This window comes from Nonomuraea fuscirosea, assembly GCF_035917475.1.
In the GTDB taxonomy this organism is placed as follows: domain Bacteria; phylum Actinomycetota; class Actinomycetes; order Streptosporangiales; family Streptosporangiaceae; genus Nonomuraea; species Nonomuraea fuscirosea.
This window is the reverse complement of record NZ_CP109074.1, coordinates 671,326-691,972: the sequence shown is the minus strand read 5'-3', so window position 1 is coordinate 691,972 and position 20,647 is coordinate 671,326. Positions and strand designations below refer to the sequence as shown.

Annotated in this window: 17 protein-coding genes and 2 pseudogenes; 5 read left to right on the top strand and 14 right to left on the bottom strand. The window is 66.2% G+C overall.

The genetic code is table 11. The annotated features are described in order from the left end of the window. Positions 1 to 213 precede the first annotated feature (213 nt). The 3 genes and pseudogenes from OIE67_RS03230 to OIE67_RS03220 all read right to left on the bottom strand — a co-directional run. Entirely contained in the window at positions 214 to 975 is a 762-nt protein-coding gene (locus OIE67_RS03230; RefSeq protein ID WP_407674828.1) for a transposase, read from the bottom strand. Between the two features lie 65 nt (positions 976 to 1,040). Further along, positions 1,041 to 1,616: a hypothetical protein gene (locus tag OIE67_RS03225; protein ID WP_326636484.1), complete on the bottom strand. Its 576-nt coding sequence runs from the start codon at positions 1,614 to 1,616 to the stop codon at positions 1,041 to 1,043. A gap of 67 nt (positions 1,617 to 1,683) precedes the next feature. Further along, a pseudogene (locus OIE67_RS03220) lies at positions 1,684 to 1,839 on the bottom strand (IS630 family transposase); the annotation flags it as partial. A 402-nt stretch (positions 1,840 to 2,241) separates the two neighbouring features. On the opposite strand from OIE67_RS03220, the gene OIE67_RS03215 reads away from it, so the two are divergent. Further along, positions 2,242 to 2,718, top strand: coding sequence for an SAM-dependent methyltransferase (locus OIE67_RS03215; protein WP_326645196.1), 477 nt, complete (start codon positions 2,242 to 2,244; stop codon positions 2,716 to 2,718). A gap of 92 nt (positions 2,719 to 2,810) precedes the next feature. On the opposite strand, the gene OIE67_RS03210 is transcribed toward OIE67_RS03215, so the two are convergent. Beyond that, positions 2,811 to 3,008, bottom strand: coding sequence for a hypothetical protein (locus tag OIE67_RS03210; RefSeq protein WP_326636483.1), 198 nt, complete (start codon positions 3,006 to 3,008; stop codon positions 2,811 to 2,813). Between the two features lie 6 nt (positions 3,009 to 3,014). Next, positions 3,015 to 3,329, bottom strand: a complete 315-nt coding sequence (locus OIE67_RS03205) for a hypothetical protein (protein WP_326636480.1) — start codon at positions 3,327 to 3,329, stop codon at positions 3,015 to 3,017. Between the two features lie 103 nt (positions 3,330 to 3,432). On the opposite strand from OIE67_RS03205, the pseudogene OIE67_RS03200 reads away from it, so the two are divergent. Beyond that, positions 3,433 to 3,579: pseudogene (locus OIE67_RS03200) on the top strand (IS256 family transposase); the annotation flags it as partial. A 387-nt stretch (positions 3,580 to 3,966) separates the two neighbouring features. Here the strand turns inward: OIE67_RS03200 and OIE67_RS03195 are convergent. The 4 genes from OIE67_RS03195 to OIE67_RS03180 form a co-directional block, all read right to left on the bottom strand. Next, positions 3,967 to 4,428: a S26 family signal peptidase gene (locus OIE67_RS03195; RefSeq protein ID WP_326636479.1), complete on the bottom strand. Its 462-nt coding sequence runs from the start codon at positions 4,426 to 4,428 to the stop codon at positions 3,967 to 3,969. Continuing rightward, on the bottom strand, positions 4,425 to 6,293 hold the full coding sequence (locus OIE67_RS03190; protein ID WP_326636476.1) for an ABC transporter ATP-binding protein: 1,869 nt from the start codon (positions 6,291 to 6,293) through the stop codon (positions 4,425 to 4,427). The genes OIE67_RS03195 and OIE67_RS03190 overlap by 4 nt, the downstream gene beginning before the upstream one ends. A 20-nt stretch (positions 6,294 to 6,313) precedes the next feature. Further along, the gene (locus OIE67_RS03185; protein WP_326636474.1) at positions 6,314 to 6,892 is read right to left on the bottom strand and encodes a TlpA family protein disulfide reductase; all 579 of its coding nucleotides are present in this window, start codon (positions 6,890 to 6,892) and stop codon (positions 6,314 to 6,316) included. A 61-nt stretch (positions 6,893 to 6,953) separates the two neighbouring features. Continuing rightward, a complete protein-coding gene (locus OIE67_RS03180) occupies positions 6,954 to 7,487 on the bottom strand; it encodes a MauE/DoxX family redox-associated membrane protein (RefSeq protein ID WP_326636472.1) in 534 nt (177 codons plus the stop codon). A 1,250-nt stretch (positions 7,488 to 8,737) separates the two neighbouring features. Between OIE67_RS03180 and OIE67_RS03175 the strand changes: the two genes are divergently transcribed. Together OIE67_RS03175 and OIE67_RS03170 are read left to right on the top strand one after the other, a co-directional pair. Continuing rightward, complete coding sequence (locus OIE67_RS03175) at positions 8,738 to 9,580, top strand: spermidine synthase (RefSeq protein WP_326636469.1); 843 nt, start codon at positions 8,738 to 8,740, stop codon at positions 9,578 to 9,580. Between the two features lie 412 nt (positions 9,581 to 9,992). After that, on the top strand, positions 9,993 to 10,175 hold the full coding sequence (locus OIE67_RS03170; protein ID WP_326636467.1) for a hypothetical protein: 183 nt from the start codon (positions 9,993 to 9,995) through the stop codon (positions 10,173 to 10,175). Positions 10,176 to 10,660: 485 nt separating this feature from the next. Here OIE67_RS03170 and OIE67_RS03165 read toward each other — a convergent pair whose 3' ends face one another. From OIE67_RS03165 to OIE67_RS03145, 5 genes are all read right to left on the bottom strand, one after another. Continuing rightward, positions 10,661 to 10,954, bottom strand: coding sequence for a hypothetical protein (locus OIE67_RS03165; RefSeq protein WP_326636465.1), 294 nt, complete (start codon positions 10,952 to 10,954; stop codon positions 10,661 to 10,663). A 156-nt stretch (positions 10,955 to 11,110) separates the two neighbouring features. Further along, positions 11,111 to 11,989 (bottom strand): NAD(P)H-binding protein, encoded by an 879-nt coding sequence (locus OIE67_RS03160; RefSeq protein WP_326636463.1) that lies wholly within the window; start codon positions 11,987 to 11,989, stop codon positions 11,111 to 11,113. Positions 11,990 to 12,098: 109 nt separating this feature from the next. Continuing rightward, positions 12,099 to 13,541 carry an MFS transporter gene (locus OIE67_RS03155; protein ID WP_326636461.1) on the bottom strand — a complete coding sequence of 481 codons (1,443 nt, stop codon included), beginning with the start codon at positions 13,539 to 13,541 and terminating at the stop codon, positions 12,099 to 12,101. Positions 13,542 to 13,593: 52 nt separating this feature from the next. Continuing rightward, positions 13,594 to 14,979, bottom strand: a complete 1,386-nt coding sequence (locus tag OIE67_RS03150) for a cytochrome P450 (RefSeq protein WP_326636459.1) — start codon at positions 14,977 to 14,979, stop codon at positions 13,594 to 13,596. Between the two features lie 565 nt (positions 14,980 to 15,544). Continuing rightward, positions 15,545 to 16,030, bottom strand: a complete 486-nt coding sequence (locus tag OIE67_RS03145) for a hypothetical protein (protein WP_326636457.1) — start codon at positions 16,028 to 16,030, stop codon at positions 15,545 to 15,547. Between the two features lie 663 nt (positions 16,031 to 16,693). Here OIE67_RS03145 and OIE67_RS03140 point away from each other — a divergent pair. Then, complete coding sequence (locus OIE67_RS03140) at positions 16,694 to 20,638, top strand: hypothetical protein (protein WP_326636455.1); 3,945 nt, start codon at positions 16,694 to 16,696, stop codon at positions 20,636 to 20,638. Positions 20,639 to 20,647 lie beyond the last annotated feature (9 nt).

Below are 20,647 nucleotides of genomic sequence, written 5' to 3'. Positions count from 1 at the left end.
CCGCCGATGTCGGCGATCTCCCTCCCGCGCGTTCTGCCTTCGGCGCGCGCTCCACGCTCGGACGATCTCGCTTGCCGACGCCGTCAGCCCAGGTGTTTGCCCACACGGTGAACCGGAGATCGAATCAGTGATCAATTCGCTCGTCGAACTCCTTCGTGAGCTCGGTCTCCTGCCACGCCTTCACCCGCTGGTGGAAGCGGGAGTCGAACCAAGCTAGGGGCTGTTCGGAGTTCGGATCATGTGGTTGAGGTGAGGAGTCGTAACCACAGGGTCGAGCCTCGTAGCTTTCCGGGGCATTGTCGTAGCGGGTGGCCAGGCCACGCCAGGTCTTGATCTTCTGGAAGCAGCGTTCGATGGTGTTGCGCTGCCGGTAGCGTTGCGGATCGAAGGTGACGGGCCGTCCACCGGCATAGCCCTTCTTCTCCCGGTTGGCCTGCTGATCGCTCTTCTCCGGGATGACCGCGCCAATCCGACGGCGGCGCAGATAGGCGCGGTTGGCCTTGGAGGAGTAGGCCTTGTACGTGCGGCCTGCGGCGCATCACCCGCAGCACCGGCGGCTGCACCGGCGGCTGCACCGGCAGCGGAGCCGGCAGCGGAGCCCCTTTTTTCCTCGGTCAGCGCCCGCTCCAGCGCGTCCAGGGTCTCTCCGGCGATCGCCAGCCCGGCCGATTCCTGATGTGCCCGCACGATCGTGGAGTCCACGCTGACCAGCTCCAGCCCGACCTGGCCGCGCGCTGCGGCCTCGGCGATTAACGCGTTCATCAGGTCCTGGAACACTCCGGCCTTGGCCCAGCCGTTGAACCGGGAGTAGAGGGTGGACCAAGGCCCACAGCGTTCCGGCATGTCACGCCAGCCCGACCCGGTGCGGAACCGCCACAAGATCCCATTGAACTGATCACGCACCCGCCGGGGCAGCGGCCCGGTAGCCGCCACCGGCAGATGCGGCTCGATCAACGCCCACTCGGCGTCGGTCACATCGAAACGCCAGTCACGGCCAGCCCAGCCCCCGACCTTACCAAGATCCGAACTTCAAACAGCTTCTAGCACGACGCCTTCGGCAGCTCGCAGACCCTGATCGTCATCTGTTCGGCCTGGGAGATGAGGCGACGGAAGCGGTTGATGGGCAGGCTCTTGGTCGGAGAGGCGGTCTCGCCGACGATGTAGACGGCCGCGCCGCGGCGTACGGCCACCGAATGCTCGCCGTTCTCAAAGAACAGGCCCCCCGCGCGCAGGCCCTCGTCACCCACGTCCAGCGGCTTGCTGAAGTACCGGTAGCGGTGCACGCCCTTGCCCACGTCCGCGCATTTCGTGAGATCCCTGCGCAGCAGGTTCATGGCGCGCTTGGCGTGCCTGACGTTCTTGTAGATCACTAGTTGCTCGTACTTCAGCTCCGTTTCCGCGGCGTAGATCACGGCCCGGGTGGCCACTCGCCCGGCGTCCCTGCGGTGGCGGAAGAAGCACGGATCGAGCTGGAGCGGCAGGTTGTTGGAGTCGGTCACCTTGTACGTCTCCCACTCCTTCGCGGGCGGGTGCGACTCCATGAAGAGCATGCCCTGCGGCAGCCCGCCCGACAACATCGCCGCCGCCAGCGCGACAGCCGTCCCCGTCTGGAACATCGAGAACCTCCTAGTTCGATCGTGTCGCATCATGAGACCAGCAGGCTGATGTGAGTTTTATCGGTGGCCCACACCAGCGCGGTGCGCGGTAACTCCCGCAGCCGGGCAGTGATGGGATGGCGGCCACCGCCCGCCTGGCCTGCCGCCGCCGGCCGCGCAGGTCCGCACGCAACTGCTCGATCGAGCCTTCGGGACCGTTGGCGAACACGCTGACCGGGCGCATACTGACCACGACCTCGCGGGGTGGGTGGGCGTTGCCAGCAACTTCGATCCAACTCCCAGCGAGGCCCCTGTCAACGCCCGTCCGCGCCCGCGATCTCACGCCCCGTCACGCGCAGGACTTCTGAAATCCCGCTTAGTCACGCGCGCGAGCGGCCCCGACGGCGGCGCTTTGCGTCGAGGTCTTCTGGGTCGCGGCGAGAGCAGGCGCCCCGGTCATTCCGGCTACGGCGGACAGACCGGCGCAGACGGCCAGCCCGGCGAAGAGACGACGATGCAAGGTACCTCCAACGGCTCGGCCCATCACCGCGGCGTTTCGTTCTGCGGCGACCTGGTGACACACCATCCTCCCGTGCCGGAGGCTCGTCATCCAGGACGTTGACCGGTCGCTTGCCGGACATATCTCATCAATCCAGATCAGATCATCGCGCAGGCGCGCGAGGTTCTCGACTGCACCCAGCCGATCGCCGTGATGTTCATGGGCGTGCTCGGTTACGTGAAGGACCTGCAGGTGATGCACTCGATCATCGACCGGGTCATGCAGGCCGTGCCGTCCGGCAGCTATCTGGTGTTGTGGGACGGCACCGCGACGGGCGAGGCGATGTCGGCGGGCAACGACAGGCTGGCCGAGGCCGGAGCCGTTCCGTACTACCTGCTCTGGCTGGCGGAACTGGCCGAGTGTTTCGCCGGGTTGGACCTGGTGGAGCCGGGGATGCGAGCCGTCCGCCGTTTGGGCCGGGCCGGCTGCTCATCGGTCACCCGGCCATCCTGCCCCGTCATGGCGCTCTGGTCGGCGAGGGTCATCGTCACTGTCTCGACCGTCCCGTCTCGCCCTGCTTCACATCAAAAGGTCTCATCTGTCTCATGTATCACAGCAGTCTGACAGAGAGGGCCGCTGCAGCGGAACGGAGTCTGGGCGCGCATCCTTGTCGCGTTACAAGCGCAAGCTGATGCCAAGGACCGCGCCTCTTCCTGTCATGCGCGTACATCGACCCAGAATTTGTCCCCGTCGACGACCCGGTCCTTGTTCGCCCACAAATTCATGGCGTTTCCGGCGGTCTGGCTGGCGGGGCCGCTGATCACGTACACCGAAAAATCGGGCTTACCTTGACCCGCCTGCGCCAATCCTTCGTAGGTGGGGTTGAACGGGTCTTCATCGCAGTCGCCCTGCACGCCCGGCTAATCCACGATGCCGTCGTCGAGAATGCCGTCCGGCTCTCGTCCGGCCGGCTGGGTACCCCACCGGGGCGCCCACCGGAGCCGCATATTTGCGAGAGTAATCGGCGCCGTACCAGGCGCGGCACGCCTTCGATTCTTTCCCTTCTTCTCGCAGACGTCGCCGTAGTAGCAGCGGGTCAGCAGTGAGTCCCTGGAGAAACCCGGGATCTTCTCAGGCAGGCCCAGCTGGGGATAGGTGGCGTTCATGTTGTCGCGGGCGTACTTGAGGTGCGCCCACTGGGTGTTGTATCCGACGTACCGCCGGATGTTCAGCACGGTTGCGATGCCCTCGAAGACGCAACCGCCCGCGGCCACAGGTACGACGCGCTGTCGCAGCGGACGACGACGCCGGCCTCCTGGACGGTGGCGACGCCGCCCGGTGCTGGCCGAGCAGCACGACGAGTGGACCGAAAGCCGTCGCTATCTCGGCCTGGAGGTCTTGGCCGACTGCCGCAAGGCCGCCGAGAGAGAGGCACAAGAAGACGCCGCTGATGCCAAAGTGACGAATGATGCTATTGCTGCTTAAATAGGATCTAGATCGCAGAGTGGTTGAATATCCTACACCACGATCTTGAACGCCAGCCCTAGCTGCGCCTGGGCATGCAGGTATATCCGCCACGAGGCGTCAACGCTTCGGGTACCAGCCGGATCGCCGACCGCGGGAGGGTTCTACGTACGATCGCTTCGCCGACCTGATAGCCGAGCCGGTCGAACTCCCCATGCATCCGGCGGTATCCCCCGTCGGATTCCCCTCGCCACCGCATCACCAGGTCTCTGATCGTGTTCGTAGTGATTTCGCCGACGCCAGCTCACCCCGGCAGGCCACGTCCAGCTCCGCCGGCGCGCCGCCGTCGAACACACCCTGGCCCACACCGGACGCCGGCAAGACGGCTACCACCTCGCGTCCTGACCACTATGACCGGCTCTCCAGCTTCCTGAGGGCGATGCCGAGGATTCGGTCGGCGGGGTAGGGGCCGTTCAGGCGGGAGTCGTTGCTCGCGTTGTTGTCGCCGAGGACGATCAGCGTACCGCCGGGGACGGTCCGCAGAGTGCCTGCCGCCTCCTGCGCCGGTGGCGGGATCGGGTCACCGGGGAGCGCCGCGACTCGTTTGACCTGCCATTGCGTTCGCGTCGGCAGGCGGGACAGGACCGTGACCTCGTGGGAAACGGGTACGCGTGGTGGTTCCAGGACCACGATGTCACCGACCTTCAACGCGGTGATGCCGCACCGGCGTACGAGGAGCTTCTCGCCGGGTTGAAGGGTGGGTGTCATGCTGGTCCCGGACACGGTGACGACCACGATGCGCCGCCGCACGAAGACGGTCGCCACCAAGATCGCTGCGATCACCGTCAGCGCGGAGGTCAGGGCGATCACGGGATCGGCTGCGGCTCGTGGCCGGTGTCGTAGCCCGATGCCTGCTTGCGGAAAAGCCGGGCGTAGGTGCCGTCCTGCGCCATCAGTTCGTCATGGGTGCCTTGTTCGGTGATGCAGCCGTCGTCGAGGACGGCGATACGGTCGGCCATCCGCACCCCGTTGAGCCGGTGGGAGATGATCACGCTGGTGGTGCCGTGGCGGTGTTCGACCAGCCTCTGGTGGATGGTGTGTTCGGCTTCGGCGTCCAGGCCGGAGCTGGGTTCGTCCAGGATGAGCAGGTCGCGGCGGCCACGCATCAGACCACGGGCCAGGGCGATCCGCTGCCACTGGCCGCCGGATAACGTCATTCCCGTGGTGGAGCCGTCGGAGTCGGAGTTCATGAAGAACATCCGGCTCAACAGGGTGTCGTAGCCATGGGGCAGGGCGGCGATGGTGGCGTGTACTTCGGCGGATGCCGCGGCGGCGCAGATCTTGTCACGGTCATGCAGGGCGGGCAGGTCGCCGATGCCGATGTTGTCCGCCGCCGTGAAGTCGTAGTTCATGTGGTCCTGGAAGACGGTGCCGATGCGTTCGCGCAGGTCGGCGACGGGGATATGGCGGATGTCGATGCCGTCCCAGCTGATCGAGCCGCGGGTGGGCTCATACAGCCGGCACAGGAGCTTGACCAGGGTGCTCTTACCGGCGCCGTTCACGCCGACCAGGGCGAGCAGCGAGCCGGCCGGTATCTGCAGGTCGACCCCGCGCAGCACCCAGGGTTTGTCCGGGTCGTAACGGAACCAGACGTCGCGCAGCTCGATCGCGCCACGCAACGGCGCCGCGGGCACCGGGTGAGCCGGTGTGGTCAGGTCCGGCTCGGCGTTGACAACGTCGAGGAAGTGGCCGAACTGCAGCAACGCCTGGTGCCCGCCAGCCAGTTGGGTGACCAGCCCGGACAACCCGGTCTGCACCCCAGCGACGGCCGCTGTGAAAACGATCAGATCTCCCGAGGTCAGCAGACCGGCGCGTGCCTGCAGGATGCCCCAGGCCAGGCCGGCACCGGAAACGACGGCGGTCAGCACGGCCAGCCCGAACTGGGTGTGGAACACCCGCCGGTCCAGCCCCCGCTGTGCAGCGTTGACCTGGCGCAGCTCGCCCAACATCAGCGAGCGGATGAAGTCTGCCAGACCAAACAGCCGGATTTCCTTGGCGGCGGTGCGGTCGGTCATCAGCTGGGAGTAGAACACCTGCCGCCGCTCGTGCGGGCTGATGGTCCACATCATCCGACCCCGCCTAGTGCTCAAGCCCAGCTCGGCGGCAACCACCGGGATGGCCGAGGCCAGCACCACCGCGGCCATGACAGGGCTGACGGCCAGCAGCGAGCCGGTGAACCCCAGCATGGTCACCACGGTGCGCACCCCGCCCAGTGAGGCGTCCAGGATCATTGGCGGTGACATCGCACCGGATTGCTGAGCCAGCCGGATCCGGTCATGAAAGACCGGATTCTCAAACCTCGACAGCCCGGCCAGGCGGGACAACGCTGCGTACAGCCGGTCTTGGCTGTGCAGCCGGATGGAGCGGCCCATTTCGGCATCGACGTAGTGGAAAAGGTGCGGTAGCGCCGCCGCGATCAGTCCAAGCCCGGCCAGGAGCGCGCTTTGCCCGACCAGCCAGCCGATGGACCGCTGTTGCCCCAGCAGCTCATCGAGTATCTGCTTGGTCAGCCACGCGACCGCGACCGGCGTGGCGCCCATGACCAGTGCCCCGGCCAGCTGTACGGCGAGCAGTGCCGGTCTGGCCTGCCAAGCGACCCCCAGCGCGGTCACACATCGTTCCCACCAGCCCGATTCGCCGCCTGCCACGTACTCGGCCGCCGCGTCATCACCCATAGCCTGATCAGCTGCGCGCATCACACCGAGACGGCCTGCTGCGAGCGCGCCAGAGTGGCAACGCTGCCAGCGCTGGCCTGGACTGTGCCGTCCCGCTCGAGCACGACGAACGAGGGCCAGCGCCGCACGCTGAACGCGGTCATCAGCGGACCCTCAATCGGCTCGACCACTACGCAGGCCATCGGTGAGACGGCCTCGATGATGTCCTCGGCATCGTCGGCAGATCCGGAGATCACCACCAGGTTCTGCGCCCGCCCGCCCCGCACGGTGCCGGCGTATTCGACGAAACGGGGAAGCTCTTCATGACAGGACGGGCATCCGGTGGAGAAGAACCCGACCAGCAGCGGACCTTCCGCACCACTCACACCGGCCGGATCACGCAAGGTGATCTCGGAGCCGTCCAGCGTGGTCGCGGTGAAATCGGCGATCCGCGTCCCCGGCTCGGGGACCAGCCTGCGCTCCGCGAGGTTGTCCATACCTGCGCGTGCCCATTTCTCGTCGTACTCCCGCAACCGCCGCAAGACAGCCAGCATCAACAACAGGTTGAGCCCGCCCAGCACACCGACCACGACAACCGCCGCGATCAACACCACATCCATCGACACATTCCCCTTCAGAAGATTACGTTCTCAGTGGTTCGGCGACTCAGCTTCAACGCCTTCAACGGGGAAGTACCACCGCCACAAGATCGTCATAAGAAACGACCAAAGCGGCCAAGACCACCGCCACGAATCCGGACACCGTCAACGCTGCCGGGTTCCACCCGGCAATCCCCAGGGCTGTAGTCAGCGAGGTCCCCGTAACACCCACGGCTGCGATCGACAACAAGATCGCGTTACGCACCAGGTGCCGCCTGCCCAGCGGCCGCGTCGATGCGCCGAAACACCGGCAACGCGCCGACGTACCCTGCCGCAGAACTGAATTGATCGCCATCGTGAAGATGATCAACAGCGCGGCCCCGACACCCAGACCCGCAAGCGCGGTGGCATCGGCTGCCAGCAGCACCGCTGTGGCCAGCTCACACGTGATCACCGCTGCAGCGACAGCAGATCTCCAGCGCGGTTTCACGCCAAACGCCCCTAACGACGCCCGGAATTCAGTTCGATTACGCCGCCTCAGCATTTTACTCACCGCCGCGGCGAAGAACACCACCGCAAGTAACACACGACAACCGAATCCGATATAAGCAATCAATATTCCGGCTCCCTCCCGGCAGGGCAGAAGTCAGGTGGATCCCTCCGAAGTCCACCCTCTCTGATCGGAGCGGTTGGAGTTGGTATTCATGGCGATCGACCAACCCCCTCGGGGGAATGACTACGCCTTGCATTCTGCTTGATCCCAAGAAATCGTGCTTTGGTCGATCGACGGTGTCAGAATGCAGCCTGAACCTGCCAGGGCGCGATCTGAAGAGCCGTTGATGACCTCGGCACCGACTCAGTCTGAAAGGGCCGTAACCCACAGCAGGTGCGGGACCAAGCAGAATTTCAAGGATTAAACCCTACTGGAGCCCTAGACGCAACAACCGTCGTACACCATATGGCAGTTGCTGTAGAGCGTGTAATGCTGGTAGTTGAACCTGATGCCCCCTGAATAACATGTTCTGGCGAGGCAACCTCGCTCGTATTCGCATCCCCCCGCGCTGGCAACCGCCTTGGGCGCGAGGAGTGTGAGGAGCCTGTCGCCTATTGCCGCTAGTGCAGTTCTCATGCCTTTGTCGCCTCTCTGTGACCGTTCTCGGACGCTTTATTCATGAGTATCGATGCGAAGGATACGAAATCAAGGACCCAAGGAGGGCATTTACCGGACATATATGTCATGGCCTGGTGCCGGTAAGGTGCTGGAGGCCGGATTGTTCGGCGGTCGGAGGCCGGGTTGACCCCTGTTCGGTCAAGGCTCGCTCTTCGGTGGTGAAAGGTCCCGGCGGGGGCCGGCGGGAGCGACGGTTGTTGTGATCGTTGATCTTCCAAGGTAAGTTCCCAGGTCGCCTGGTTCCTTCCGCAGTCCGCTGTGCTGGCCCGGGGTGAAACTCGGACCGGACGCCAGAACCCAGTGCGGCGCGGCGCGGCAAAGGCACCTGTCGTTCTCCTACGGTGCCGGCGACCTGGCCATCATGGACATTCGATCCCGTGAAGCGAGCACCTGCTACCGTACGTGCGAAGGTCTGCCGAGCCGCACCGAGGGGCCGCTACCAGCATGCGGCGCCCACCCGTCGAGCGATCCGGGGTCCATTCGCGTGGCGAGCGGCCATCTCGCGCGGCACTCTGGGTGCAGGGACGGATGTCCGATGCTCGAAGTGTCCGGTAAATACCCTGCCGTTGGCCTGGATCTATTACTCATGTCGACTGATACTTATGGATCTCCTAGCTCTCCGGAGAGCCCGCCGGTCGGTTAATGGACGGACGTGCATGCATTGCCGTCAGGTCGCCAGGAAGGTCTGTTGCTTTATGACTGTCTATGAACGACCCAAAGATGCAGTGAGTGTGCCGACCGATTTCGGCGCGGTCGACCTGACACCGGATCCCGATCGCCCCGGATTCTGGGTGCTGCTATTTGACTCTTTTCCGCAGTCCTATGTGGACCTCGCTGACCCACGTCATCTGAGATTCAAGTATGTTCAGTGGCTCGCGTCGATCGCAGACTGTGTCGCGGACCATGGTGCGCCGATCAGGGCGCTGCACCTGGGGGGCGGAGGTCTCACGCTCCCGCGGTACGTGGCCGCCACCCGGCCGGGGTCGGCTCAGCTGGTCGTCGATCGGGACGCCGCGCTGATGGAGGCGGTCAGGAGAGTGTTGCCGTTGCCGTCTGATTCCGCGATAGAAATCCGTATCGCGGACGCGCGGGACGCAATGCGGTCTTCGCGTCCGCGAGCCTACGATCTCATCGTCACGGACGTATTGATCCGGACCGGGGTACCCGCGCGGCTCACGAGTCTGGAGTTCGCCACCGCGGCGGCAGAGGTACTGCACCCAGGCGGGCAGTACGCGTTGAACATCGTGGATTCGGTACCCTTCGATTTCGCGCGTCGTCAGGTTGCGACATTGCGTGCGGCGTTCGGCGATGTGTGCCTGTTCTGTGAGCCGGATGTGCTGCGCGGCGACCGGATCGGAAATCTCATACTCGCGGGCGCGAACGGCAGCCTGCCAACGCGGGCGTTGGCCGAGTGGGTGGAGCGTGCGCCCGCTCGCGTGCGACTGCTCAGTGGTGGCGAGTTGGAACACTTCGTCGGTGACGCCCAGCCGATGGGCGACGCGGACGCAGTCGATTCGCCACCAGCGGTGCCTATTTAGGTCCGTCTGTCATCTTGGCGGGCCAGTACTCAGGCGTGCCCTCGACTAGTTCTGACCGCTCAGGGACCGATCACGCACGCAGAACGGTGACGTGGCATCAAAGGCCGTGCCCGGCCTCACTCGCGAGAGCGGATTCGTCGCGCTCGAAACCGCGCTGCCGTCGACGGCTGACGCACGTCCTGGACCAGGATGAAACCCGGTCCAATTCGGTAATAGCACATCGGGCCATCGCCCTGATCGTCTTCGCGACGGTTACCTTTGTGATCGTCCCGGAGTCCTGGGCGGCCGAACTCGGCACTGGCTCGGATGTGGCCCAGGGGCTCATCATGGCTGCGAATTCGCTTGGCATGACGATCGGCGGCTTGCTGTGCTCGCCTGCGTACTCCTCATGGTCGCCGTCTGCGGCGTGGTCATGTCACTGCTGCTGCCCGCTGCTCAAGCACTGTTCAACAACGTGCTTTCGGACGAGTATCGGGCCCGGGCGTTCGGTGTCATGAGTGGCGGCATGCAGGTCGCGTGCAGCCCGCACCAAGAAGCGGATGGGGGCGGCGGCGCCACCGGTCGCGGGCCCGAGTACTCCTGCGGTTCCACGTGATGCCCGCCGCCACCCTTGCTCCCATCACCACGGCGATCACCACCAGGCCGGTCCGGTTCCGGGCGGGTGGGGGCTCGGGGTTCACCCGAGTCGGCGTTCCCAAGGCGGCGATCGGTTCGGGAGTGAGCGGTTCCATGCCCTGCACCTGGTCGGAGGGCCGCAACGGCTGGTCACCGGCAGGAAGGCGCAGGTTGCCCGAGCACAACGTGGTGGTCGGCCTCGAGTCGCGAACCCTGGCGAGCACCAGGTAGCGAACGCCCTTCACGAACTCGTACCCGCAGGCCGGTCGCTGCGCCCTGGTGAACACCTCGACCACGGCATCGAGCCGGCCCTTGTAGACATGGTCGGCGCGGCGTCAGCGGCCTCACGATCACGGATGTGCTCATGAGACCGCTGAATGTCGGTCTGCTTCACCGGCGGCGTCCCGATCCTGCGGCAGGGCCGGGACGCGTTCGCGCGCCGCGCAGAACTGTACGCTGCGGAACTCAGCCCTCGGCCGGATCGTCCGCATGCCCGCCGAGGACTTTCAGGACGGCGATGGCCCCGGCCGCGCTCGTTGCGACATGGTCGAACAGGCCCTCGTCGATCCATCCGTTACGGTCGTAGAAGCGCCGGGCGCCCTCGACAGTTGCGACGACCGTGTCCCCGCCGCGCTGCGGGCTCTCACGGCTGGCCGACGGGACCGGCTCCGTCACCTGCCACCGGCAGATCACCTTGGTGAACAGGCCGGACCCGATGCGCTGGTAGAACCGCTGGGCCCGCACGTCGGCACGCGTCAACTACTCCCCGACCCTCCAGCCACGCTGTTCGGCGCGGACGCAGAGGTCGTCCAGCGCGAGCTAGTCCGTGCCCGCCCACAGGCCGGATGCTTTCGAGCGCGCGCTCCGTAACTCGTCCGCACCATGTCGTCGTCGTGTCACGATCACGCCGACAGTTCATGGTGACGGGGCGTTGAAGGCTGCTCGATGATCAATAGCCCAGTTTTCGAACGTGCCCGGCGGGCGCCCGAGGATCCTTTTCACCTCTTCCGTGAGGTGAGCGTCGCCTCCTTCCCCTGCCCAGGTCGCTCCGGCGATGACCATCTCGATGGCAGGGGCATCCATACCTGATGACCGCATCCGCACCCGCGCCTGGTCAGGCGGCACGTCAACGGTGGTGATCTGCCGGCCGAGCACGCGCGCCAGACGGGCGACCCGGTCTGGAACGCTCAACAGCTCGGGGCCGGTCAAGGTGATGGTCTGCCCTGCTCCGACGCCGGAAAGCAGGCATTCGGCCGCGACCGCGGCCACGTCCCGCGGATCGATGACGCCCTGGAGACCGGAACCCGTCATATTGGGGATCGGAAGACCCTCATTGATCGCATCCGCCCATCGGAGGAAGTTCGAGGCGAAGCTGGACGGGCGCAGGATCGTCCAGGGCAGCCCGCTGGCGATCACGGCATCTTCGGCGGCGCGGTGCCAGCTTCCCACGATCCGGTTGTTCGGTCCTCGGGCGCCTGCACTGGTGGTGGAGAGCTTGACGATCCTGGTGACGCCCGCCGATCGGGCTGCCCGAAGAATCGCCCGGTCGTGACGCGGCACAGGCGACTCGGGCGTCGTCAGCACGAAGATCGCCCTCACGCCGGCGGTGGCGGCGTCAAGAGAACGCTGATCGTCGTAATCGCCCTGCACGACGTCGACGAGCGGGTGCTCGGGAAGCATCTCGGGGTTGCGCGCGAGGGCACGGACGAGCACGCCGCGGGATTTCATGACCCCGAGGATCGCGCTCCCGACGTTGCCCGTCGCGCCGGTGACGAGGGCCTGAAAGTCGGACATCGAGCTAACACCTCATTGTGCAACAGCCAGGGCGCCATGAACGAGCATCACCGTGCAGGCAGGCGCCGGAGCGATTCTTGTCGTTTACGGAACGCCGAGATCGATGACCTCATGACTCCGGATCCGGCTCGGAGCGATAAGCCGGGAAAAGAAAGCCCGCCAGAAACATGAGGGCGGCCATACCTACAGCCACCGCGAACGCGGCGAACGCGGCGAACGAAACGGAAGATCTGTGGTTGGCCACCTCGAAGAAGACGGTGCCGAGCAAAGCGGCGCCGACAGAGCTTCCCCCCTGCTGAAGTGCCGACAGCGTGCCCGTTGCCGTACCCATCTCGTGAGGTTCGACGTCGGAGAGGGCCAACGCGAAGAAGGGCCCCATCATCAGACTGGATCCCAGCCCTGCCACCAGCAGCGAGGGTACGAGTCGCCACGGCGTGACGTCCATATGCATCGCCCACAGCAGCGACAGAAGGCCGGCGACGGTTATCGCGGCGCCGCCGTGGAACACCCTTCGGCCGTACTTGCTCAACTTCGGCATCACGAGCGAGCCGACGATGATTCCCACTGTCATCGCCATGCCGATCAGGCTCGTCTTCGCCGGCGAATAGCGCAGTCCGAGCTGCAGGTACAACGTGAATGCCAGCCCGAAGCCGGAAAGCGCTGCGAAGTACAGCAGGCCCACGGTGATCCCGGCAACATAGGAACGCTTCCGGAAAAGGCTCGGCACGACAAGAGTATCGCCGCCCAAGCGGCTCCTGCGCGCTTCGAGCCGGCCGAACATGATGAACGCCGCCAACGATCCGCCCATCATCGCATATGTCCAGATCGGCCAGTTGTGCTCGCGGCCCTGGACAATTGGGAAAATCATCAGAAGCGATCCCGCTGAGGCCAGTGCCACACCTGGCAGATCCAGTTTGACCGACCGTGGAGGCGGATCTGGCGGCAGGGTGAGCAACGCGGCCAGCCCGCCGATCAACCCTATCGGCACATTCACCAGGAAAATCATCCGCCAGCCGGCGCCCAGCAGGTCGGCCTGTAACAGCCAGCCCCCGAGAATTGGCCCGCCCAAGGAAAAGACGGCCATGAAGGGCCCCATGGCGTTGAACGCCAGCGGCAGACTCCTCGGCGGGAAAATTTCCTTGATGATGCCCAGGCCTTGTGGAATCATCGCCGCACCGAACAGCCCCTGGACGGCCCGCATGATGATGAGCATTTCTGACGTGACGGCGGCCGCGCACAGCGCTGAACCGATGGTGAAGCCGGCCATGCCGATGAGAAACATTCTCTTGCGGCCGACGATGTCACCGAGCCGGCCGCCCGTCATCAGGCCGCAGGCCAGCGCCAGGGTGTAGGTCGCGCTGTACCACTGAAGATCCGACGTACCACCTTGGAGGCCCGACCGGATCGTCGGTCCGGCGAGGACCGTGACGGAAACATCGAGAAGCTCCATGGCGGAGCCGATCATGATGATGATCAGAGCGGGCCAGCGCCACCGATAACCGGCGTCTGCTTCCCGCTCCCCCCGTTCCACATTGTCTTCGGCGACAGTCATCTCTCTCCTGTTCGCTCCCCGGCGGGCCGCATTCTCATGACGAATGCGAGGCCTATACCCGGGAGTGAAAGACGGCGCGCAACCCGCGAGGGACAAGCAGTGCTTGCGGCGCCGGCACAGCGATCTCCAGGTTGGTGACTTCGATGTCGAACCTTGTGGCTAGCCAGGCAGCGGCCAGAATCAACTGCAACATTCCGAGCTGATTGCCCAGACAGATGCGCGGTCCCGCGCCGAAGGGGAAGTACGCGTATCGGCTATGAGGTGTATCGCCGTCGAGCCATCGTTCCGGAAGGAGTTCTTCCGGGTCCTTCCACCATCGGGGATCCCGGTGCACCAGATAGGTACAGAACATCACATGTTGTCCGGGCTGCAGAGTCCACTTCCCCACGCGGGTCTCGCGGACGATGTCGCGCCCCATCAGCCACGTGGGCGGATACATCCGCAGCACTTCCTTGATCACGGCCTCGGTGTAGGGGAAGTCGGCTATCCCGAGGGGGTCGCTTGACGTGGCGAGGCCCACCTCGTCGGCTTCGGCTCGCACGCGTGCCGCGAGGTCCGGATCCATCGCGAACTGGCGCGCGATCCAGCTGAGGGAGGCGCCGGGTACACCATGAGATGCGCGTAGTACCACATTGAGAACGTCATAGATGGCTTCGTCGGTCAGCTCTGCTCCCGCACCATGAAGCAGTTCATCCAGCAGGTCCTGGGTGTGCGGCCGGATGACCGCCGCTCGCCGGCGTGCGACCTGATCGAGAAGCACGGACCTGACGTCCTGCGCGGTGCGGCGGAACCTGCGGATGCGGGGAGTGGGCAGCCAGTGCGGCAGCGTCAGCGAGCTGGACATCAGCGCGACGGCCGCCGTCGCGGCCCTGTCCACAGCCTCCGCGACCGCCCGCACCGATTCCCGGTCTGCCGGAGGACCGCCCAGGCAGAAATCGGCGATGGCCTGGCCGGAGAAGGACTTCATGAGGGACAGGACATCGACCTCCCGGTCGGCCTGCTCATCCATGATGGCGGCGAACTGTCCCACCAGCCGGGAACTGTAGGCCGCCGATCCGGCGAGATTCATGCCACGCCAGCCCTTGCGCCGTGTCGACATCCAGACGGGCAGCCGGCGGTCGATGATGTCCTGAAACCTGCCCGTCGCACCCGACACGAGCGGGCTCTCTGCACGGAATTCCGCATTCGTCCGGACCAGAACGTCGTGTATCAGTTCCGGATCCTGGACGACGACCGTTGACGAACTGAAACGGAATACGTCCCCATATTCGCGCTGTGCGCGCGCCAGGAAGCCAAGGCGATCACGGTCGTATTCATAGGTGTTACCGATCAGAAGTTTACCGGAAGGGCCGGGGACGGGTTCATATGGTTCGGACATCGATTCCATCTCAGGAGAGAGGGAGGTCCGGCCTTCTGGCCGGACCTCCCCGATATTCATCCGGTAGGCGTAGCCCAGTGGTAACGTCCGCCCATCTTGCCTCGGTTGAGGCGCAGAACCGTGAGCGTCAGAATCTTTGTCATGCGAAAAACCACTCCCTCTGGCAGTCGAAATACCTGGACAGGAGATCACATACCGCATTCACACGGTACGTGCCCCTTTCGCACCGCCACAGTAACAATTGGCAGTTTCATCATGGCTTCACATCTGTTTCTGCGACGGCGGTCGAGCGGTTGCCGTTCCGCGGCGGCGCGATCGAGTGCGACTGTTCGGAGGACGAGCCGGGGGCGACGCCGGTGCCGCTGCCCCCGGGTTCCGCCGTGGTGCACGCCGGGCGCACGTTGCACTACTCGCGCGGCACACCACCGACGGGCCGCGCCGCGCGTACATCCATAATTTCCGGCCGGCAGCCATGATCGCCAGGGAGCGCGAACTCGGCATGGACCACGGCCTGACCGGGAACGTCCGGACGGTCCGCAACAGCCTGGCGGACTGACCGGGGCACCGGCCGCGCTGGTCGCCGTCCCGGCCGGGCCATCCTGCCCTGCCCCGGCCGGGACGGCCGTCATGCCGCTTCCAGGGCCCACAGGGAGGGAAGCTTGCCGTCGAGGTGCCACGGCGGAACCATCTGATAGCAGTAGTGGTTCATTATCCGGGCATTGGCCGCGCGCCAGATCCCCGCGTAGCTGATCTGGTACACGGCGGCGAGCCGTTCGCCGGTCGGCAGGCGCGACGGGTCGAACTGTCCGTCCGCGTCGGCGTGGCCCAGCACGCCTTCGTCCACCCAGTCGCCGCTGTCACGCAGAACCGCGGCCTCGTCGGGGCGGGCGAGCCGATAGACGCTGCGGTCGGCGGCCCGCAGCCGGTGGACTGCCACGCTGCCGGGGAAGACCGTCCGGGAGATGAAACGGGCGGCCGACGAGCCCGCGGGCCCGAACCCGTGGTCGCGGATCGCCGAGTCCCGCTCGGCCGCGCTGGCGGTGTAGAAATATCCGCCGGCGGGGGTCGACAGTTCGTAGAGCTGGGTGAGCTGGGGCAGGGTCGAGGGCATGTCCGCTGCTGATGCGGGACAAGCGCCTAAAGGCAAGCCGATGGCAAATACCGTAGCGATAAGCGTCATGCGGAGCGACCGCTGCCGAATGGTGGGCATGTTCACTCGCCGTCCTTCACGGTGGGATGTTTCGAAGGAGATGGGTGGCTGCCGGAGTACCCGCGGCAAGGGTCCTCACAGGGGTCCAGCAGCGTGATGGATAGATCAGATCGCCCGATGGAAGAAGTACTACGCCGTCGTGGCGGCGCCGACTGCGGTGGCGGTCGCAGCACCTGCGGCGGAGGGTGCCAGGGGGGTCACCTGCCGCACATTAGCAACGGGCTCCTTCATTCCACCTTCAGAACTCCTCATCATCCGGAGCGGCGACAGGTGCGGCGGTAACACCGTCGACATTCGCCCGTCTTTTCTGCCGTCACCAGCAAACAGGCGAACGGAACCCGGCCGAATGACGATTCCCGGAAGCGCCCGCGAAACGTGCAAAATGTCCGGCGAGCGTCCGCGTCTTTGTCCTGGACCCGCGTTTCCCGGGAACGCACGATCATTGCGTGCCCCTGCCACCGTAGGGCGCACGAGGCCTGACGCATATCAGCGCCTGAGTGAGCCTACCGGCGACCGCGGCACCGCCGCTGATGAACCGCCATTCTCTCCACCATCGGGAAGATCATGAGCTGTTTCAAATCCCTGGCCGCCATGGCGGCTGTCACGGCCGTGTTGTTAGGCCAGCTGTCAGCCCCGCCTCCGGCCGCCGCCGAACCGACGCCGACCCCACCGCCCGCCAACGCCGACCTCACCGTACCGGCCCCGAAGTCCGCGGCTCCCGAGAGCCTGGCCACCGGCGAGCGCGCCGGAGTGCTGGGCAGCGGATGGGAGAAGTCCGCCGACCGGGCCGTGGCCACGAGCGGGGACGCCAGCGGCTTCCACGTGCTGGTGGCCGACGCCAAGGACGGCTACCGGTGGCGGACCGCCGCGTCACTGTCGGAGCCCGGGTTCGACACCGACGCGTGGATCGGCAACGTCTGCGTGACGGCCTCCGGGAAACGAGCCGTCGTGGTGTACGCGCCCCGCACGTTCACCAACAAGGCCGAGCTGGCCGATCGCGGCGGGTTCACCGCGATCGTGGACCTCGACGGCGGCCCGGTGCGCAAGCTGAAAGCGCAGACGAGCCTGGCCTACTTCAACCCGGGCTGCGGCCCGTCGGAGTCGGTGGTGCTCACCCAGGGCAGCGGGGAGGACCTGACCTCGACCCGGCTGCTGGAACTGGACACGGTCAAGGGGAAGCTGGCGTCACCCATCGAGGTGCCGGGACAGCTCACTTCGGCGGTGCCGGTGAAGGACGGCATCGTGGCCGCCGACTCCGGCGCGGTGGTCCGGGTGCGCCCCGACGGCAAGCGCACGGTGCTGGCCTCGGCCAAGGGGGTGCCGTACCGGCTGGCCCCCGACGCCGACGGCGGCGTCGTGTACGCCCAGATGGATGACGAGCAGAACGCCTCTGTGCGCCGCGTGGACATGGAGAAGGGCAATGCGGTCACCACGCTGGCCACCGGCGGCATCACCGGCCTGAGCGTACGCGCCGCCCGGGGCGGCCAGGTGTACGTCACCGGCGCCAAGTCCACCGCGGCCCGCACCGCGGCGGCGCCGAGCGTGGCGCTCGCCAACGTACCGTCCGACGCGGGAGTGTCGCTGTCCGGCGGCCTCGCGGTGACCTCGGTGCTGCGCACGAACACCAAGGACCCGCGGGTGGCGCCCGTCGACCCGGACGCGCCGCAGCGGGTGGACATCACCGCCACGTCGCTGGCCACGAACAAGCCGTTCACACTCTCGGTGACGCCGGTGAACGGCGCGGGCGGCGGCGCGGAGCCGAGCCCGGCGCTCGGCCGGTTGGCGCTCGGCCGGTCCGCGCTCGCCGCGGGCGGCGGCCCGAACGACCCCGCCGACGGCGCCCAGCAGGTCTGCTCGGTGGCGCGCAACGATCCGCGTAGCCAGGTCATGCAGCCCAAGCCGCGGCAGGTGGAGTGGGCCGTCGACCAGGCCGTGCTCGGCGTGCTGAACGTGCAACGGCCGGCCAACTGGAAGAACCTGGGCATGCCCGCGTACACGCCGCAGGGCCTGTTCCCGCCCAGGGCGCTCGACGGCGGCGGGCACGTGCCCGCGCAGATCATGATGGGCGTCGCCGTGCAGGAGTCGAACACGTGGCAGGCCGCCCGCTTCGCCATCCCGGGCGTTACGGCCAACCCCCTGATCGGCAACTATTTCGGCATCGACTACTACAACGACACCGAGAACGACGACTGGAACATCCGCTGGGACAAGGCCGACTGCGGTTACGGCATCATGCAGGTCACCGACGGCATGCGCCTGGCCGGCAAGGAGAAGCCGGGCGAGACCGCGCTGCCCGTCAACCAGCAGCGGGCGATCGCCCTCGACTTCGCCGCCAACATCGCCAAGGGCCTGCAGATGCTGCAGGACAAGTGGAACGAGACCCGCAGGGCGGGGCTGATCGTCAACAACGGCACCGCCGCGGGGCTGGAAAACTGGTTCTTCGCGGTGTGGGCCTACAACTCCGGCCTGCACCAGCCGAGCGGAACGAACCCGTGGGGGCTGGGCTGGCTGAACAACCCGGTCAATCCGCGCTACCCGGCCGACCGTCCCCCGTTCATGGAGACCTCCTACGCCGACGCAGCGCACCCGCAGCACTGGCCGTACCCGGAGAAGGTGCTGGGCTTCGCCGGCCACCCGATCGAGCTCATCGAGAGCCCCGGCACCCTCGTGTACTCCCACCTGTACGCCTGGTGGAACTCCAATGCGGACCGCTACAACGTCAAACCGCCGGTCGTGCAGTTCTGCACGGCCGGCAACGACTGCTACCCCGGCGCGTCCCACACGCCGAACGACCCCGAGGTGATCGGCGAGCCCGCCGGTCCCTGCGCGCACAAGAACGCCCTCGGCCAGTACGACCTGAAATGCTGGTGGCACCAGGCGTCCACGTGGAAGGCCAACTGCCCGACCACCTGCGGCAACGGCAGGGAGCGCTTCGACGCCGGCTACGCCTATCAGGAGGACGCCACCAACTACGCCCCGAACTGCGGCCTCAGCGGATTGCCGAGCGGCGCCCTGGTCGTCGACAATCTGCCCCCCTCCGTTCCCTCGATCAGACCGAACTGCGCCCCGCAGTACACCAGTGCCGGCACCTTCCAGTTCAGATTCCAGAACGACCTGAACGGCAACTATCCCGGCAAGATCGACATGCATCAGATCGGCTCGGGCTTCGCCGGCCAGTTCTGGATGAGCAACACCCTTCCGAGCAGCGACGAAGTCCGCAGAGCGGTCGGCACCTGGACGCTGAACCAGAGCGCCGGATGGGCCCGGGTGCTGGTGCATCTGCCGGTCACCGGAGCGCGCACGCAGCAGGCCCGCTACGAGATCGACACGGACGGGAGCCGCACCTACGGCAAGAAGCGGTACCTGCCGCAGCAGATCGGCCGCAACGGCTGGGTGTCGCTGGGGGTCTACAACTTCAACGGCACCGTCCCCAGCATCCGGCTCACCAACGAGACCAAGGACGGCAAGGGCACCGTCCGCGTCGCCTGGGACGCCATCGCCGTCCAGAAACTGCCGGCCAAGCCCAAGCACATCGTCGCCGCGCTCGGCGACTCCTACAGCTCCGGCGAGGGCGCGGGCGACTACTTCGCCTCCTCCGACGCCGACCACGGCACCGCCTGGTGGAACGCCTGCCGCCGCAGCAACGACGCCTACTCGCGCAAGGTCGTCCTGCCCGGTGACACCGAGAATCTCGGCACGCTCGTCGACCGGTTCGACGCCAACCACGAACTCGGCTTCGTGGCCTGCTCGGGAGCCAAGTCCGGGAACGCGGGCGGCTGGCTCACCCCGGAATCCTGGGCCTCGCCGGGCGACTACGAGAAGGGCGAGGGACAGTTCCACGAGTTCGCGCAGGTCAAGTCCGGCGTGCTGACCGAGAACACCACGCTGGTCGTCCTCAGCATGGGCGGCAACGACATCGTGGACGGCGGCGAGAAGGGCATCTTCGCCAAGGTCGTCGCCAACTGCATCGTCCCAGGCACCGACCCGCTCTGCGTCTCCGCCATCGACAACCAGAAGGCCGGAGTCGGCACCATGGTGAACAACGTGGAACGGGTGATCAGGGCGATCCGGGAAGAGGCCAAGAACGCCAAAATCATCCTGCAGGGCTACCCCGTGCCGGTCAGCACCATCGGCGAGTGCAGCCTCTCAACGCTGATCACTGTGGAGGACGCCCGCGCCATCGCCGACCTCGTGACGCAGATGGGCATCAAGGCGAAGGAGCGGGTGGACGCGCTGCGCGCCGGAGGCATCCCCGTGTACTTCGCGGAGCCCTACAGCCAGTTCATCTTGCACGGCGTCTGCGACCCCGACAGCTACATCAACGGAATCAAGTTCACCCCGGCCGGTGACGGCGACTTCCACGCCGGCGACGACCCCAGCCCGATGTGCATCTTCGTGGACCTCACCTGCGTCAGCAGGGAATCCTTGCACCCCAACGACTCGGGCACCTCCGCCTACGCCAGGGCCCTGCGCACCAGCCTGGACGAGGCCGGATACCGCGGCCCGTGACCGCCCGGG